At 68.2% G+C, this 13,960-nt stretch carries 14 protein-coding genes; 7 read left to right on the plus strand and 7 right to left on the minus strand.

The features are described 5' to 3' along the window. Positions 1 to 68 precede the first annotated feature (68 nt). The 3 genes from MTBUT4_RS19795 to elbB all read right to left on the minus strand — a co-directional run bounded on the left by MTBUT4_RS19795 (position 69) and on the right by elbB (position 1,618). Positions 69 to 620 carry a PAS-domain containing protein gene (locus MTBUT4_RS19795; RefSeq protein ID WP_173979083.1) on the minus strand — a complete coding sequence of 184 codons (552 nt, stop codon included), beginning with the start codon at positions 618 to 620 and terminating at the stop codon, positions 69 to 71. Between the two features lie 52 nt (positions 621 to 672). Further along, on the minus strand, positions 673 to 894 hold the full coding sequence (locus tag MTBUT4_RS07655) for a hypothetical protein (RefSeq protein ID WP_173979082.1): 222 nt from the start codon (positions 892 to 894) through the stop codon (positions 673 to 675). A gap of 64 nt (positions 895 to 958) precedes the next feature. Next, on the minus strand, positions 959 to 1,618 hold the full coding sequence (elbB, locus tag MTBUT4_RS07660) for an isoprenoid biosynthesis glyoxalase ElbB (RefSeq protein ID WP_173979084.1): 660 nt from the start codon (positions 1,616 to 1,618) through the stop codon (positions 959 to 961). Between the two features lie 156 nt (positions 1,619 to 1,774). Between elbB and MTBUT4_RS07665 the strand changes: the two genes are divergently transcribed. Genes MTBUT4_RS07665 through MTBUT4_RS07675 form a run of 3 tightly spaced genes read left to right on the plus strand, consistent with a single transcriptional unit; the run spans position 1,775 to position 5,988 of the window. Continuing rightward, on the plus strand, positions 1,775 to 3,271 hold the full coding sequence (locus MTBUT4_RS07665) for a carboxypeptidase M32 (RefSeq protein WP_173979085.1): 1,497 nt from the start codon (positions 1,775 to 1,777) through the stop codon (positions 3,269 to 3,271). Between the two features lie 57 nt (positions 3,272 to 3,328). Further along, entirely contained in the window at positions 3,329 to 4,732 is a 1,404-nt protein-coding gene (thrC, locus tag MTBUT4_RS07670) for a threonine synthase (protein WP_173979086.1), read from the plus strand. Next, positions 4,729 to 5,988: a pitrilysin family protein gene (locus MTBUT4_RS07675; protein ID WP_173979087.1), complete on the plus strand. Its 1,260-nt coding sequence runs from the start codon at positions 4,729 to 4,731 to the stop codon at positions 5,986 to 5,988. Before thrC ends, MTBUT4_RS07675 begins: the two co-directional genes overlap by 4 nt. 134 nt (positions 5,989 to 6,122) lie before the next feature. Here the strand turns inward: MTBUT4_RS07675 and MTBUT4_RS07680 are convergent, their stop codons facing one another. After that, positions 6,123 to 6,812 (minus strand): bifunctional 2-polyprenyl-6-hydroxyphenol methylase/3-demethylubiquinol 3-O-methyltransferase UbiG, encoded by a 690-nt coding sequence (locus MTBUT4_RS07680; RefSeq protein ID WP_173979088.1) that lies wholly within the window; start codon positions 6,810 to 6,812, stop codon positions 6,123 to 6,125. Continuing rightward, positions 6,809 to 7,285 carry a tRNA (cytidine(34)-2'-O)-methyltransferase gene (locus tag MTBUT4_RS07685; RefSeq protein WP_173979089.1) on the minus strand — a complete coding sequence of 159 codons (477 nt, stop codon included), beginning with the start codon at positions 7,283 to 7,285 and terminating at the stop codon, positions 6,809 to 6,811. The genes MTBUT4_RS07680 and MTBUT4_RS07685 overlap by 4 nt, the downstream gene beginning before the upstream one ends. A 156-nt stretch (positions 7,286 to 7,441) precedes the next feature. On the opposite strand from MTBUT4_RS07685, the gene petA reads away from it, so the two are divergent. The 4 genes from petA to MTBUT4_RS07705 all read left to right on the plus strand — a co-directional run bounded on the left by petA (position 7,442) and on the right by MTBUT4_RS07705 (position 10,988). Further along, the gene (gene petA / locus MTBUT4_RS07690) at positions 7,442 to 7,996 is read left to right on the plus strand and encodes a ubiquinol-cytochrome c reductase iron-sulfur subunit (protein WP_173979090.1); all 555 of its coding nucleotides are present in this window, start codon (positions 7,442 to 7,444) and stop codon (positions 7,994 to 7,996) included. Between the two features lie 9 nt (positions 7,997 to 8,005). Further along, a complete protein-coding gene (locus tag MTBUT4_RS07695) occupies positions 8,006 to 9,250 on the plus strand; it encodes a cytochrome b N-terminal domain-containing protein (protein ID WP_173979091.1) in 1,245 nt (414 codons plus the stop codon). After that, a complete protein-coding gene (locus tag MTBUT4_RS07700) occupies positions 9,243 to 10,010 on the plus strand; it encodes a cytochrome c1 (RefSeq protein WP_173979092.1) in 768 nt (255 codons plus the stop codon). The genes MTBUT4_RS07695 and MTBUT4_RS07700 overlap by 8 nt, the downstream gene beginning before the upstream one ends. Positions 10,011 to 10,109: 99 nt before the next feature. After that, on the plus strand, positions 10,110 to 10,988 hold the full coding sequence (locus tag MTBUT4_RS07705) for an S-methyl-5'-thioadenosine phosphorylase (protein WP_173979093.1): 879 nt from the start codon (positions 10,110 to 10,112) through the stop codon (positions 10,986 to 10,988). An 81-nt stretch (positions 10,989 to 11,069) separates the two neighbouring features. Here MTBUT4_RS07705 and MTBUT4_RS07710 read toward each other — a convergent pair whose 3' ends face one another. Beyond that, on the minus strand, positions 11,070 to 13,238 hold the full coding sequence (locus tag MTBUT4_RS07710) for a flagellar hook-basal body complex protein (RefSeq protein WP_173979094.1): 2,169 nt from the start codon (positions 13,236 to 13,238) through the stop codon (positions 11,070 to 11,072). Between the two features lie 25 nt (positions 13,239 to 13,263). Continuing rightward, positions 13,264 to 13,950, minus strand: a complete 687-nt coding sequence (locus MTBUT4_RS07715) for a flagellar hook assembly protein FlgD (protein WP_173979095.1) — start codon at positions 13,948 to 13,950, stop codon at positions 13,264 to 13,266. Between the last annotated feature and the right edge of the window lie 10 nt (positions 13,951 to 13,960).

Below are 13,960 nucleotides of genomic sequence, written 5' to 3' on the forward strand. Positions count from 1 at the left end.
CGCTCTAGACCCTATCTTTCCCCCTGAAGTTCGCACCATTCTGCGGATTTCAGAGTCGACACACTACCTTACAGCGGCAGCAGGCCCTTGCGGGCTGCCGCCAGGATGGTCTGGGACTTGGTGGCGGTGCCGAGCTTGCGGCCGCAATTGGCCAGGTGGAACTCCACCGTCTTGGGCGAGATGCCCAGGATGGTGGCGGTTTCCCACGCCGTCTTGCCCTCCGCCGCCCACAGCAGCGCCTCGCGTTCGCGTGCCGTCAGCGCCGGTGCCGGTCCCTCGGCGGCGGCGGCGGCGCGGGTGAACATCTTCAGGATGCCGCCATCGGGCATGCGCTTGCCCACCACCCGGATCAGGGTGCCGTCGGGACGGCGCCGCGAATAGCTGTCGGCGACGCTGGCCAGGCGCTGGCTGACGATCAGCCTGGCCTCGCCGCCGCCGTGTTCGCCGCGGGCGATGTTGAAGGCGACGAAGTCCAGGAACGGCGTGCCCGGGCGCAGCAGATCGGGCGGGAAGCCCATGATCTCGACAAGGGGGCGGTTCCACGTCAGCAGGCGCAGCTGGGCGTCGAAGCGGATGACGCCCACGTCGAGCGCGTCCAGGGTTTCCTGCAGCAGTTCCATCGGCCCCCTCCTGGGGGCACAGGATAACCCGGGAATCGAGGCGGGGCGATGGTCAAGGCGCCGGTTTCTTGCCGACGGCGCAATCGGGCGGGCCGGAATGGCTGATGGGGGTGTTGGACGGCGGATCGCTGGCCGGGAAGGAATCCTCGCTGGCCACGTCCACCGCGTCCTCATCGGCCGGCTCGCTCTGGTAGACCGGCACCTTGCGCCCGGGCTCGCGCGGGTCGGCGCGGGTGCGGGCCGTCTCCTTGTCGTCCTTGGCCTTGCTGCCCATGGCGGGGCTCCTGTCGGGTGGGATCACCCCGCCATGTGGTGCGCCGCCACGGTGGCGGCAAATCCTATTTGCCGGCCATCTCCATCATCGCCGCCACCACCGCGGCGGCGCCCTCGGCGATCTGGCCGATGCTGGCGTCCAGCATGTAGCAAGGCGAGGTCGCCACCCGGGCGGCACGGTCCACCACCACCTCGCCGTGGCCGGCGGTGCGGTGGCGGCCGCCCATCTGCTCGATGGCGGCGGCGGTGCCGGCGTCCGAGCCGATGGTCAACTCGGCGCCGGGCAGCACCCTGGCCAGAACCGCCGGGGCGATGCACAGGGCGCCGATGGGCTTGCCGGCGGCATGCATGGCGCGGATGGCGCGTTCCACCTCGGGCTCGACCCGGCAGTCGCCACCATCGGCGGCGAAGGTGCTCAGGGTCTTGGCGGCGCCGAAGCCGCCCGGCAGCAGCAGCCCGTCGAAGCCGGCCGCATCGAGGGCCGCCAGCGGCTTGATCCTGCCCCTGGCGATGCGCGCCGATTCGACCAGCGCGTTGCGGCTTTCGGCCATGGGCTGGCCGGTCAGGTGGTTGACCACGTCGTGCTGGGCGATATCGGGGGCGAAGCATTGATACGCGGCGCCGGCGCGGTCGATGGCCAGCAGGGCCAGCACCGCCTCGTGGATCTCGGACCCGTCATGGACGCCGCACCCCGACAGGATCACGGCGAAGGTCGGTCTGTTCATGGCTGGCCTCCCGCTTGGACAGCGTTCCGAATGCGCGACATGCGGACCACGATAATCCCGATAGCGGGTTTCCTCCAGCCTGCCCCCTGCACTATGGTCACGGCCGGCGCAACGGCAACGCCGTCGCCTTGTGCACTGCAATATGGGGCCAGAGCCATGGTTGTACAGTCCGCCGGCGACCGGCTGGAAGGGATATTCCGCAAGGCCAGCATCCTGGGCGACGCCCTGTCGGTGCTGCACTGGGACATGTCGACCATGATGCCCGACGGCGGCGCCGAATCCCGCGGCGAGCAGCTGGCCTTGCTGAAATCCATGGCCCACGGGCTGATCGCCGCGCCCGAGATCCCGGACCTGCTGGCCGAGGCCGAGGCGGCGGTGTCGGATCCCTGGCAGCGCGCCAACCTGCGCGAGATGCGGCGCGACTGGGTGCATGCGGCGGCGGTTCCGGCCGATCTGGTCGAGGCCCTGGCCAGGGCCGAATCGGCCTGCGAGATGGTGTGGCGCCAGGCCCGCCCGGCCGCCGACTACGCCGCCGTGCTGCCGACCCTGCGGCCGCTGCTGGCGCTGGTGCGCGAGGCCGGCCAGGCCAAGGCGGCGGCGCTGGGGGTGGGGGTCTACGACGCCCTGCTGGACCAGTACGAGCCGGACGGCCGCTCGGCCGAGATCGACGCGGTGTTCGCCGACCTGGAAACCTTCCTGCCCGCCTTCATCGAGCGCGCCTTGGCCGCCCAGGCGGCGCGACCGGAACCCAGGCTGCCCGCCGGCCCCTTCCCGGCCGAAAAGCAGAAGACGCTGGGCACCGAGCTGATGGCGGCGCTGGGCTTCGACTTCGCCCATGGCCGCCTGGACACCAGCTTCCATCCCTTCTGTGGCGGCTACCCCGAGGACGTGCGCATCACCACCCGCTACGACGAGGCCGATTTCACCTCGGCGCTGATGGGGGTGCTGCACGAGACCGGCCACGCCCTCTACGATTTCGGCCTGCCGGTGGGGCGCTGGCGGCACCAGCCGGTGGCGCGGGCCCGCGGCATGCAGATGCATGAAAGCCAAAGCCTGCTGATCGAGATGCAGGCCTGCCGCTCGCGCCAGTTCATGGCCTTCGCCGCGCCCAGGATGCGGGCGGCATTCGCCGGCGCCGGGCCGGAGTGGGAAGCGGAGAACCTCTACCGCCTGGGCATCCGGGTCGAGCGCGGCTTCATCCGCGTCGATGCCGACGAGGTCACCTATCCCGCCCACGTCATCATCCGCTACCGGCTGGAGAAGGCGCTGGTGGAAGGCAGCCTGGACCTGGCAGACCTGCCGGAGGCGTGGAACGACGGCTACCGCAGGCTGCTCGGCATCACCCCGCCCGACGACCGCCTGGGCTGCCTGCAGGACATCCACTGGTACGGGGGGTCGTGGGGCTATTTCCCCACCTACACCCTGGGCGCCATGACCGCCGCCCAGCTGTTCGACGCCGCCACCCGCGCCGACCCGGCCATCCTGCCCGGCATCGGCCGGGGCGACTTCGCGCCGCTGCTGGCCTGGCTGAAGACCAACGTCCACGGCCTGGGCTCGTCGCTCTCCACCCGCGACCTGCTGATCCACGCCACGGGGCGCCCGCTGGATTCCGGCGTGTTCAAGCGCCACCTGGAGAGGCGGTATCTGGACTAGCTGCCCCCGCCCGGCTAGTGTGTCCCACTTTTCGAATAGTTTCAGGTTGACCACACGGTGAAATACGTCAGCACCCGGGGACGCGCCCCGGTCCTCGATTTCGACGACGTGCTGCTGGCCGGGCTGGCCCGCGACGGCGGCCTTTACGTGCCCGAGAGCTGGCCGCGCTTCAGCCCCGACCACATCCGGGCCCTGCGCGGCCTGCCCTATGACCGGCTGGCCACCCGGGTGATGGCGCCGTTCGTCGCCGGCTGCCTGACCGAGGAGGAATTGGCCGACATGGTCGCCGATTCCTACAAGGGCTTCACCCATCCGGCGGTGGCGCCCTTGCGCCAGATCGGCCACAACCAGTGGGTCTGCGAGCTGTTCCACGGCCCGACCCTGGCCTTCAAGGACTACGCCCTGCAGCTGGTCGGGCGGCTGTTCGACCATGTGCTGGCCAAGAAGGGGCGGCGGGTGACCATCGTCGGCGCCACCTCGGGCGACACCGGCTCGGCCGCCATCGAGGCCTGCCGCGACCGCGCCGCCGTGGACATCGTCATCCTGCATCCCCGGGGGCGCACCTCCGAGGTGCAGCGCCGCCAGATGACCACGGTACTGTCCGCCAACGTCCGCAACCTGGCCGTCGAGGGCACCTTCGACGACTGCCAGGACATCGTGAAGGGGCTGTTCAACGACCATGCCTTCCGCGACGAGATCGGCCTGTCGGCGGTCAATTCCATCAACTGGGCCCGGGTGATGGCCCAGGTCGCCTATTACTTCGCCGCCGCCGTGGCCCTGGGCGCCCCCGACGTCGCCGTGGACTTCGCCGTGCCCACCGGCAATTTCGGCAACGTCTTCGCCGGCTACGTGGCGCGGTGCATGGGCCTGCCCATCAATCGCCTGGTGGTGGGCTCCAACCGCAACGACATCCTGACCCGCTTCTTCGAGGGCGGGGTGATGAGCGCGGAAGGGGTGGTGCCGACCCTGTCGCCCAGCATGGACATCCAGGTGTCCAGCAATTTCGAGCGGCTGCTGTTCGAGTATCTGGGGCGCGAGGGCGCGGCGGTGGAGCGGCTGCAGGACGAGTTCCGCGCCTCGGGCCGCGCCGCCCTGCCCCAGGGCGCCTGGGCCGCCATGCGCGAGCTGTTCCAGGGCCACCGCTTCGACGACGAGGCGACGCTGGCGCTGATGCGCACGCTGTGGACCGGCACCGGCGAGGTGCTCGACCCCCATTCCGCCATCGGAATCGGCGCCGGGCTGAAGGCGGCGCCGTCCCTGGCGCCGCTGGTGGCGCTGGCCACCGCCCACCCGGCCAAGTTCCCCGACGCGGTGGAGCGGGCCACCGGGCGGCGGCCGGACCTGCCGCCCCATCTCGCCGATCTGTTCCAGCGGCCCGAGCGCCTCGACGTCATCGCCAACGACGTCGGCGCGGTGCGCGACTACGTGCGCGCCTTCGCCGGCCGCGGGCAACGCCCATGAGCATCCGGGAGACCCGACTTCCCTCCGGCCTGCGCATCGTCACCGATCCCATGAGCGCGGTGGAAAGCGCCTCGCTGGGGGTGTGGGTCGATGCCGGCACCCGCCACGAGCCGGAAGCCGTCAACGGCATCTCGCACCTGCTCGAGCACATGGCGTTCAAGGGCACCGAGCGGCGCTCGGCCCGCGCCATCGCCGAAGAGATGGACGCCGTCGGCGGCCACCTCAACGCCTACACGGCGCGCGACCACACCGCCTATTACGCCAAGGTGCTGAAGGCCGATACCGGCCTGGCGCTGGACATCGTCGCCGACATCCTGCAGCACTCCCTTCTCGATGCCGAGGAACTGGCGCGCGAGCAGGCGGTGGTGGTGCAGGAGATCAACCAGGCCTTCGACACCCCCGACGACATCATCTTCGACCATTTCCAGGCCGCCGCCTTCCCCGACCAGCCGCTGGGCCGGCCGGTGCTGGGCACCGAGGAGCTGGTGCGCGGCATGGGCCGCGCCACCATCCTGGATTACATGCGCGCCCATTACGCGGCGCCGCGCATGGTGCTGGCGGCCTCGGGCAACGTCGATCACGACGCCCTGGTCGAGGAGGCCGGCCGGGCCTTCGCCGGCCTGGCGGCGGGCGAGGCCGGGAGCTTCCACCCCGCCCGCTATGTGGGCGGCGATTACCGCGAGGAGCGCGACATCGAGCAGGTCAACCTGGTGGTCGGCTTCGACGGCGTCTCCTTCGCCGATCCCGACTACTACGCCGCCTCGGTGCTGTCCACGCTGCTGGGCGGCGGCATGTCCAGCCGCCTGTTCCAGGAGGTGCGCGAGAAGCGCGGCCTGGTCTATTCCATCTATTCCTTCACCTCGTCCTACGGCGACGGCGGGCTGTTCGGCATCTATGCCGGCACCGGCGAGGACGAGGTCGAGGAGCTGGTGCCGGTGATGTGCGACGAGGTGGTCAAGGTCGCCGGCGGCGTCTCCGAGGAAGAGGTGCTGCGCGCCCGCGCCCAGCTCAAGGCCTCGATCCTGATGAGTCTGGAAAGCACCAGCTCGCGCTGCGAGCAGGTGGCCCGCCAGATTCTGATCTACGGCCGACCGGTGCCGACCGCGGAAGTGGTGGCGAAGATCGAGGCCATCGAGGCCGCCGACATCGCCCGCCTGGCCAGACGCCTGTTCGCCACCACCCCGACCATCGCCGCCATCGGCCCGCTGGGCAAGCTGGAGGGGTACGGGAAGATGGCGGATCGGTTGCGGGTGTAACGGACTCCCCTTCCGCCGCCGCAGACAGAATACCCTCGCCCGCCTGCGGGAGCTTTGCGAAATTGCCTTTTTGGGCTCCCTCCCCCACCAGTGGGGAGGGTTTCGCAAAGGTCCCGCCTGCGGGAGAGGGGGCGTCAAGCCCGCCGCGCCACCCAGCCGCCGAAGCACAGCGCCCGGAAGAATTGACGCGGCGGGCCGAAGCCGGCAGCGGCCAGCAGCTCGGCCAGGCGCGCCTCGGTCACCGGATGGATGTCGCGATCGACATGGCCGAGGCCCTTGCCGATGTCGTCCTCGGCGATGCCGGCGGCGCGCTGCAAATGCTGCCAGAAGGTCCTGAGCTCGGCCTGCCAGGGATCGTCCCAGCCGGGGCCGAACAGATCGGCCAGCACCAGCGGCGCCCCCGGCTTGAGGTGTTTCGCCACGTCCTCCAGCAGCGCCTGCTTGGCGCCGTCGTCGGGCAGGAAGTGCAGCACCAGCAGCAGGGTGGCGGCGTCGAACGGCTCGAACACCGGCAGCTCCGAGACCTGCGAGGGGTAGAGGCGGACCCGCTCGACCAGGCCGTGCTCGGCCACCTTGCGCTCGGCATGGGCCAGCATGTCCTCGGCCGGATCGACACCGACCACGTGCAAGCCGGGGCAGGCCTGGGCCAGGGCGACGCATTCCGATCCGGTCCCGGCCCCCGCCACCAGCACCCGGCCTTGCCCGCCCGAGGTTTCCGCCAGCACCATGCAGGCCAGCTGGTGCAGCGCCTCGTAGCCGGGGATGGCATCGCGGATGCGGCGGTCGTAGGCCTGGGCCCGTTCGGCGTCGAACATGTCGGTCATGGCTGCTCTCCACGCGGATAGCCGTCCAGCTGCGCCAGCGCCGCCCCCACCGCCAGGGTCGCCGCCAGCGCCACGTTGAGCGAGCGCAGGCCCGGCGCCATCGGGATCAGCAGCCGGCAATCGGCCGCCGCCGCCACCGCGTCGGGCACGCCCGCGCTCTCGCGCCCCACCATGATGACATCGCCGGCGGCGAAGGAAAAGCGGTCGAGGCGATGGTCGCCGCCGGTGGTCAGCAGCACCAGCCGGGACCCGGCGCGGGCGGCGCGGAAGGCGGCGAACGAGGAATGCCGTGCCACCGCCACATGGTCGAGGTAATCCATGCCGGCCCGGCGCATGCGCTTGTCGTCCCACAGGAAGCCGCACGGCTCGATGACGTCGAGGGCAAGATCCAGGCAGGCGGCAAGGCGCAGCAGCGCCCCGGCGTTCTGCGGAATGTCGGGCTGGAACAGGGCCAGGCGAAGCAAGCTGTTCATCCGTCGAACAAAACGCCCCTTTCGGGTAGGTTCCGGCCCACGAAATCGGAGCCGCCTGAATTAGTATTTGCTTAAATGACCTGACTCGCCTGTTGAATCAGGCCTTCCAATGTGGTTAATAGGGCCGCTTCTGCGGGCCAACAAGAGGTTAATTCCATGGCTGATTCGGCAACGCATGCCCAGCCGTCGGCGGACGGCGAGACCCGGCGGGACTTCCTGCTCTACGCCACCACCGCGGTCGGCGTCGCCGGCACCGGCTTGGCGCTGTGGCCCTTCGTGCACAGCATGAACCCGGCCGCCGACACCCTGGCGCTGTCCACCACCGACGTCGATATCTCGGCCATCCAGCCGGGCCAGGCGATCACGGTGGTCTGGCGCGGCAAGCCGGTGTTCGTGCGCCACCGCACCCCCGAGGAAATCGCCACCGCGCAGAAGGAAGACGGCGCGTCCGACCTGCGCGACAAGCAGACCGACGCCAGCCGCGTGCAGAAGGCGGAATGGCTGATCGTGATCGGCGTCTGCACCCACCTGGGCTGCGTCCCGCTGGGCCAGAAGTCGGCCGATCCGCGCGGTGATTTCGGCGGCTGGTTCTGCCCCTGCCACGGCTCGCACTACGACACCTCGGGCCGCATCCGCAAGGGTCCGGCGCCGCTGAACCTGCCGGTTCCGGACTACAAGTTCACTTCCGACACCACCATCCGCATCGGGTAAGGATTGGCCATGAGCGGTTTTCAGACCAACAACAAGGTGGTGAGCTGGCTGGACCAGCGGCTTCCCATCTTCTCGATGATGCAGCATTCGGCCATCGACTACCCGACGCCGAGGAACCTGAACTACTGGTGGAACTTCGGTTCGCTGGCCGGGTTCGTGCTGGTGATCATGATCCTCACCGGCGTCGTGCTGGTGATGAACTATGCCTCGCACACCTCGATGGCCTTCGACTCGGTCGAACGCATCATGCGCGACGTCAATTACGGGTGGCTGATCCGCTACCTGCACATGAACGGCGCCTCGATGTTCTTCATCCTGGTCTACATCCACATCTTCCGGAACCTCTATTACGGCTCGTACAAGAGCCCGCGCGAGGTTCTGTGGTGGATCGGCATCGTCATCTATCTGGCGATGATGGCCACCGGCTTCCTCGGCTACGTGCTGCCCTGGGGCCAGATGTCGTTCTGGGGCGCCACCGTCATCACCAACCTGTTCTCGGCCTTCCCCATCGTCGGCGAGCCGATCGTGACCTGGCTGTGGGGCGGCTTCTCGGTCGACAACCCGACCCTGAGCCGCTTCTTCTCGCTGCACTACCTGCTGCCGTTCGTCATCTTCGGCCTGGTGGTGCTGCACGTCTGGGCGCTGCACACGGTGAAGTCGAACAATCCGCTGGGCGTCGAGATCAAGACCCCGGCCGATGCCATCCCCTTCCATCCCTACTACACGATCAAGGACCTGTTCGGCATCGGGGTGTTCCTGATGTTCTACCTGGCCTTCGTGTTCTGGGCGCCCAACTTCTTCGGCGAGCCGGACAACTACATCCCGGCCAACCCGATGGTGACCCCGCCGCACATCGTGCCGGAATGGTATTACCTGCCGTTCTATGCGATCCTGCGCGCCTTCACCACCGACATCTGGATCATCTCGGCCAAGCTGCAGGGCGTGGTCGCCATGTTCGGCGCCATCCTGATCCTGTTCGCGCTGCCGTGGCTGGACACCTCCAAGGTGCGGTCGGCCCGCTTCCGGCCGCTGTACCGGCAGTTCTTCTGGCTGTTCCTCATCGACTGCCTGATCCTGGGCTATGTCGGCGGCAAGCCGGCCGAGGGCATCCTGATCACCGTCGGCCAGATCGCCACCGCGTACTACTTCTTCCACTTCCTGGTGCTGATGCCGGTGCTTGGAAGGATCGAGAAGCCGAAGCCGCTGCCCGCCAGCATCTCGGCCCCCGTGCTGAAGGAGAAGGCGCATGCGTAAGCTGGTTCTGTCCGCGATCGTCGCCGCCGGCCTGACCGCCGTCGGCGGCACCGCCCAAGCCTCGGGCGGTGGCGAGCCCCTGATGAAGCCCGGCTTCAGCTGGGAAGGCGTATTCGGCCGCTACGACAAGGGCGAGCTGAAGCGCGGCTTCGAGGTGTTCCACCAGGTCTGCTCCAACTGCCACGGCCTGCGCCTGGTCGCCTACCGCAATCTCGCCGCGGTCGGCCTCGACCAGGAGGAGATCAAGACCGTGGCGGCCGAGCGCGAGCTGCCCGACGCTCCCAACGACGAAGGCATGGTCAGCCCGCGCCCGGGCCGTCCCAGCGACAAGTACATCGATCCCTTCCCCAACGAGAAGGCGGCCGCCTCGGCCAATGGCGGCGCCGCGCCGCCGGATCTGTCGCTGATGGCCAAGGCCCGTGTGGGCGGCCCCAACTACGTCTACTCGCTGATGCTGGGCTTCGTGGAGAATCCTCCCGCCGACCATCCCATCCCCGAGGGCAAGTACTTCAACACCTATTTCCCCGGTAACGCCATCAGCATGCCGCCGCAGCTGATGGAGGACCTGGTCACCTACGCCGACGGCACCAAGGCGACGCCGGAGCAGATGGCCAAGGACATCACCGCGTTCCTCAACTGGGCCGCCGAGCCCGAGCTGGACGAGCGCAAGTCCATGGGCCTCAAGGTGATGATCTTCCTGCTGGTCTTCACCGCCATGCTGTACGCGCTGAAGCGCCAGATCTGGAAGAACATCCACTGATCCTGGCCTGAGCGCAGCCGAATGGGCCGCCGTCCTTGCGACGGCGGCCTTTTTGTTTTAGAGCACGGGGCGCAGGTCCATTCCAACAGGGGCGCACCCATGACCCAACCCGTGCTCGGCATCATCGGCGGTTCCGGCGTCTACGACATCGACGGCCTGACCAACACCCAGTGGCGCAAGGTCGATTCGCCGTTCGGCGCACCCTCGGACGAGCTGCTGTTCGGCGAGTTGGACGGCCAGAAGCTGGTGTTCCTGCCGCGCCACGGCCGCGGCCACCGCGTGCCGCCGTCGGAGCTGAATTTCCGCGCCAACGTCGACGCCCTGAAGCGGGCCGGGGTGACCGAGATCGTCTCGGTCTCGGCGGTGGGGTCGCTGAAGGAGGAATTGCCGCCCGGCACCTTCGTCATCGTCGACCAGTTCATCGACCGCACCTTCGCCCGCACCAAGTCGTTCTTCGAGAGCGGCCTGGTGGCCCATGTCTCCATGGCCCATCCGGTGTGCGGGCGCCTAGGGGATGCCATCGAGGCGGCGGCGGCCGAGGCCGGCATCGTCGCGGTGCGCGGCGGCACCTATCTGGTGATGGAGGGGCCGCAATTCTCGACCCAGGCGGAAAGCAACCTGTATCGCCAGTGGGGCTGCGACGTCATCGGCATGACCAACATGCCCGAGGCCAAGCTCGCCCGCGAGGCCGAGATGTGCTACGCCACCGTCGCCATGGTCACCGACTATGATTGCTGGCACCCCGACCACGACGCGGTCACCGTCGAGCAGGTGGTCAAGGTCCTGCTCGCCAATGCCGACCGCGCCCGCGCCCTGGTCAAGGCCATCGTGCCGCGCATCGGCGGCCGCACCACGCCCTGCGCCAAGGGCTGCCACACCGCGCTGGAACACGCCATCATCACCCATCCCGGCACCCGCGACCCGGCCCTGGTCGCAAAGCTGGACGCCGTCGCCGGGCGGGTGCTGAAGGCCACCTAGCTGTGAAGGTATGGAAAGTGCCGCAGCGACGAAAAACCCCCGGGGCGGCGGACCCCGGGGGTGTCGGCGGAAGGTGCGGGTCTAGCGCTTGATGTTGACCAGTTCGCTCAGCATCTCGTCGGCCGAGGTGATGATCTTGGCCGCCGCCGAATAGGCGCGCTGGGTGACGATCATGGTGGTGAACTCCTCGCCGATGTCGACGGTGGAGGATTCCAGCGAGCCGGCGGCGACTTCGCCGGCCCCCGCCTCGCCCGCTTCGCGCAACGTCGCCTCGCCCGAATAGTCGGTCGAGATGAACACGTTGCCGGTCAGGCTTTCCATGCCGTTGGCGTTGATGAAGGTGGCCACCGGGATCTGGAAGACCGGGCGGGTGACGCCGTTGTCGAACAAAGCGGTGACGACGCCGTCGGACCCGATGGAGACGCCGGCGAAATTGCCGAACTGGGCGCCGTCCTGGCTGATGTAGGACAGCTGGTAGCTGCCCGACAGCTGGGTCAGGCCGTCGGCGATGTCGGTGTTGCCGAGGAACAGATCCATGCGCTCGTCGATGTCGGCGTTGACCTGGGTCATGTTCTGCGACCCGTTGGACCAGGTGACGGCGACCTTGGACAGGTTGAAGTCGTCGGGGGTGCCGTCGCCGTTGAAGGTGACGCCGTTGCCGGTCTGGGTGATGGCCGGGATGTCGAAGATGCCGGTCACCGTGTCCACCAGCTGGCTGCCGGTGGCCGACAGGCTGCGGGCCTGGTTCTGCAGGCAGTAGGTGCCGAGATTGGTGTCCGAGCAGTCGATCTGCATGGCCTCGGCGTTGACCCGCTGGGCGATCTCGACGGTGGAGCCGTTGGCCTTGACGGTGGGCAAGGTCTCGCCGGCGGTCAGGGCACCGGTGCCGCCCAGGGCGGCGATGTAATTGCGCGGATTGCGCATGGCGTTGGCCAGGGCGGTGGCGACGTCGGAGCCGTCCGAGGCCGAGCTGATGTCCACTTCCACGTCGCCGGTGATGACGCCGTCGGTGGAGAACTCGAACACGGTATCGACGCCGTTGATGGTCACCGTGATCTGGGACCCGTTCATGGCGGTGATGTCGCTGGTGGAGGCGGCGGTGAAGTCCAGGCGGCCCTGGGCGGCATAAACCGCGTCGGAGTCGTCATAGACCACCGCCACCGCCGAACCCTCGGGAGCGGGAATGCCGCGCTCGGCGAAGTACTTGGTGTTGCTGACGGTGACCACGCCGGCGGCGCTGCCGGTGACGTAGTAGGTGCCGTTGTTGGCGGTATCCTCGGCGCCCGAGATGGTGAACACCGTGCCCACCGGCAACGAGGCGGAATCGGCGGCGGTGGCGAAGGTGATGGTCCCGGCGGTGGCGCTGAAGGCGCAGCCGGTGGTGCCGCCGTTGGTCAGCACGGTGGTGCTGCCGCCGGCAAGGGCGCCCTCGATGGTGAAGTCGGCGGCGGTGTCGGCGGCATTGGCGGTCAGCGACGTATTGGTCACCCCGAACGAGTCGGCGCGGCTCTGCAGGTCCCAGACGTTGGAATTGGTCTTGGCCCAGGAATACTGCGTGTTGTGGGTGCCGCCCAGGGTGTCGTAGATCAGGACGTTGGTCTTGAACTCGTCGTTGATCTCGGCATCGGCCGGCAGGTTGGCGCCCAGGCGGATGTTGCGGGTCTTGGTGGCGGTGCCCGCCATCTCGTTCAGGTTCATCGCCTTGAGATGTTCGGGATTGATGATGTTGTCGTTGATGTACTGGGTCTGGCCCGAGGTCGGGTGCTTGTAGGCCTTCATGTAGGTGCGGCCGTCCGAGCCGGTGACTTCCACCGCCTGCGGGGTGTTGTCGGTGGGCATCAGGGGCCAGCCCTGCATGTACCAGCCCGACACGTTCTGCAGATAGCCCTCGCGGTCGACCTTGAACGAGCCGGCGCGGGTATAGGCGAACATGGAATTGCCGTCGGTGTAGGGATCGGCAGTCTGGTTGACCACGAAGAACCCGGACCCCGACAGGGCGACGTCGGTGGACGAGCTCGAGGATTGCAGCAGGCCCTGCACGTCGATGCCGTGCCGCACCTTGGACTGCACGCCGCCCGGCGCGTACTGGGTGCCCGAGGTCTGCTTGGTCACCAGGGTCTGGAAATTGACCTTGGTCCCCTTGTAGCCGACCGTGTTGACGTTGGTGATGTTGTCCGAGATCGCACCCATTGCGGACGACTGCGCCGCAAGGCCCGACACACCGGAGAACAAGGCGCCGTAAAGACTCATGGTATCCTCCTATTCTCTCCGGCCGTCAGTTGACGGATGCCGTATCGCGAACGGTCAGCACCTTGTCGATGCCGACCACCACACCGTTCATGCCCAGCAGGCTGCTGCTGGAATCCTTGCCCGACGCCACGTCGGTGACCTTGCCGTAGGCGGTCACGCCGGCGGCGACGGTCTTGCCGGTGCCGTCGATGGCGGAGATCGCCACCTTGTAGGCGCCGTCGTCCAACTGGTTGCCGTCGCTGTCCTTGCCGTCCCACGACACTTCCTGGCGGTCGGTGGTGGCCTTCAGCGGCAGGGTGGCGACGATCTTGCCGCCCGAGTCCTGGATCACCGCGTTGGCCGAGGTGGCCTCGTCGGCGAGGGTGACGCTGAACGCCGCCTTGCCGTCCTGCAGCGGCACGCTCATGGTGTCGGCCTCGATGCTGTTGCCGATGTAGTTGATGAGCTGCGACTGGGTGTTGATGCTCTGCGAGGCGATCAGCTTTTCCAGGTTGGCATTGGCGTTGATCTGCTGCTCGACCGAGGCGAACTGGACCAGCTGATTGGTGAACTCGGTGGAGTCCATGGGGCTCAGCGGGTCCTGGTTCTTCAGCTGCACCGTCAGCATGGTCAGGAAGGTGTCGAAGTTCTGGGCCAGCGACTTGGTGCCGGCGGCCGACTTCGAGGTGGTTGTGGCGTCTGCGGCGCCCAGGGCTTCGGTGGTGATGGACATGGAAGCCTCC

The sequence above is a fragment of the Magnetospirillum sp. UT-4 genome (assembly GCF_902729435.1).
In the GTDB taxonomy this organism is placed as follows: domain Bacteria; phylum Pseudomonadota; class Alphaproteobacteria; order Rhodospirillales; family Magnetospirillaceae; genus Magnetospirillum.

Excerpts from the sequence above, each read along its gene's own strand:
- MTBUT4_RS19795 (WP_173979083.1), bottom strand. The coding sequence starts at position 620 with ATGGAACTGCTGCAGGAAACCCTGGACGCGCTCGACGTGGGCGTCATC.
- MTBUT4_RS07655 (WP_173979082.1), bottom strand. The coding sequence starts at position 894 with ATGGGCAGCAAGGCCAAGGACGACAAGGAGACGGCCCGCACCCGCGCC.
- elbB (WP_173979084.1), bottom strand. The coding sequence starts at position 1,618 with ATGAACAGACCGACCTTCGCCGTGATCCTGTCGGGGTGCGGCGTCCAT.
- MTBUT4_RS07665 (WP_173979085.1), top strand. The coding sequence starts at position 1,775 with ATGGTTGTACAGTCCGCCGGCGACCGGCTGGAAGGGATATTCCGCAAG.
- MTBUT4_RS07675 (WP_173979087.1), top strand. The coding sequence starts at position 4,729 with ATGAGCATCCGGGAGACCCGACTTCCCTCCGGCCTGCGCATCGTCACC.
- MTBUT4_RS07680 (WP_173979088.1), bottom strand. The coding sequence starts at position 6,812 with ATGACCGACATGTTCGACGCCGAACGGGCCCAGGCCTACGACCGCCGC.
- MTBUT4_RS07685 (WP_173979089.1), bottom strand. The coding sequence starts at position 7,285 with ATGAACAGCTTGCTTCGCCTGGCCCTGTTCCAGCCCGACATTCCGCAG.
- petA (WP_173979090.1), top strand. The coding sequence starts at position 7,442 with ATGGCTGATTCGGCAACGCATGCCCAGCCGTCGGCGGACGGCGAGACC.
- MTBUT4_RS07695 (WP_173979091.1), top strand. The coding sequence starts at position 8,006 with ATGAGCGGTTTTCAGACCAACAACAAGGTGGTGAGCTGGCTGGACCAG.
- MTBUT4_RS07700 (WP_173979092.1), top strand. The coding sequence starts at position 9,243 with ATGCGTAAGCTGGTTCTGTCCGCGATCGTCGCCGCCGGCCTGACCGCC.
- MTBUT4_RS07705 (WP_173979093.1), top strand. The coding sequence starts at position 10,110 with ATGACCCAACCCGTGCTCGGCATCATCGGCGGTTCCGGCGTCTACGAC.
- MTBUT4_RS07710 (WP_173979094.1), bottom strand. The coding sequence starts at position 13,238 with ATGAGTCTTTACGGCGCCTTGTTCTCCGGTGTGTCGGGCCTTGCGGCG.
- MTBUT4_RS07715 (WP_173979095.1), bottom strand. The coding sequence starts at position 13,950 with ATGTCCATCACCACCGAAGCCCTGGGCGCCGCAGACGCCACAACCACC.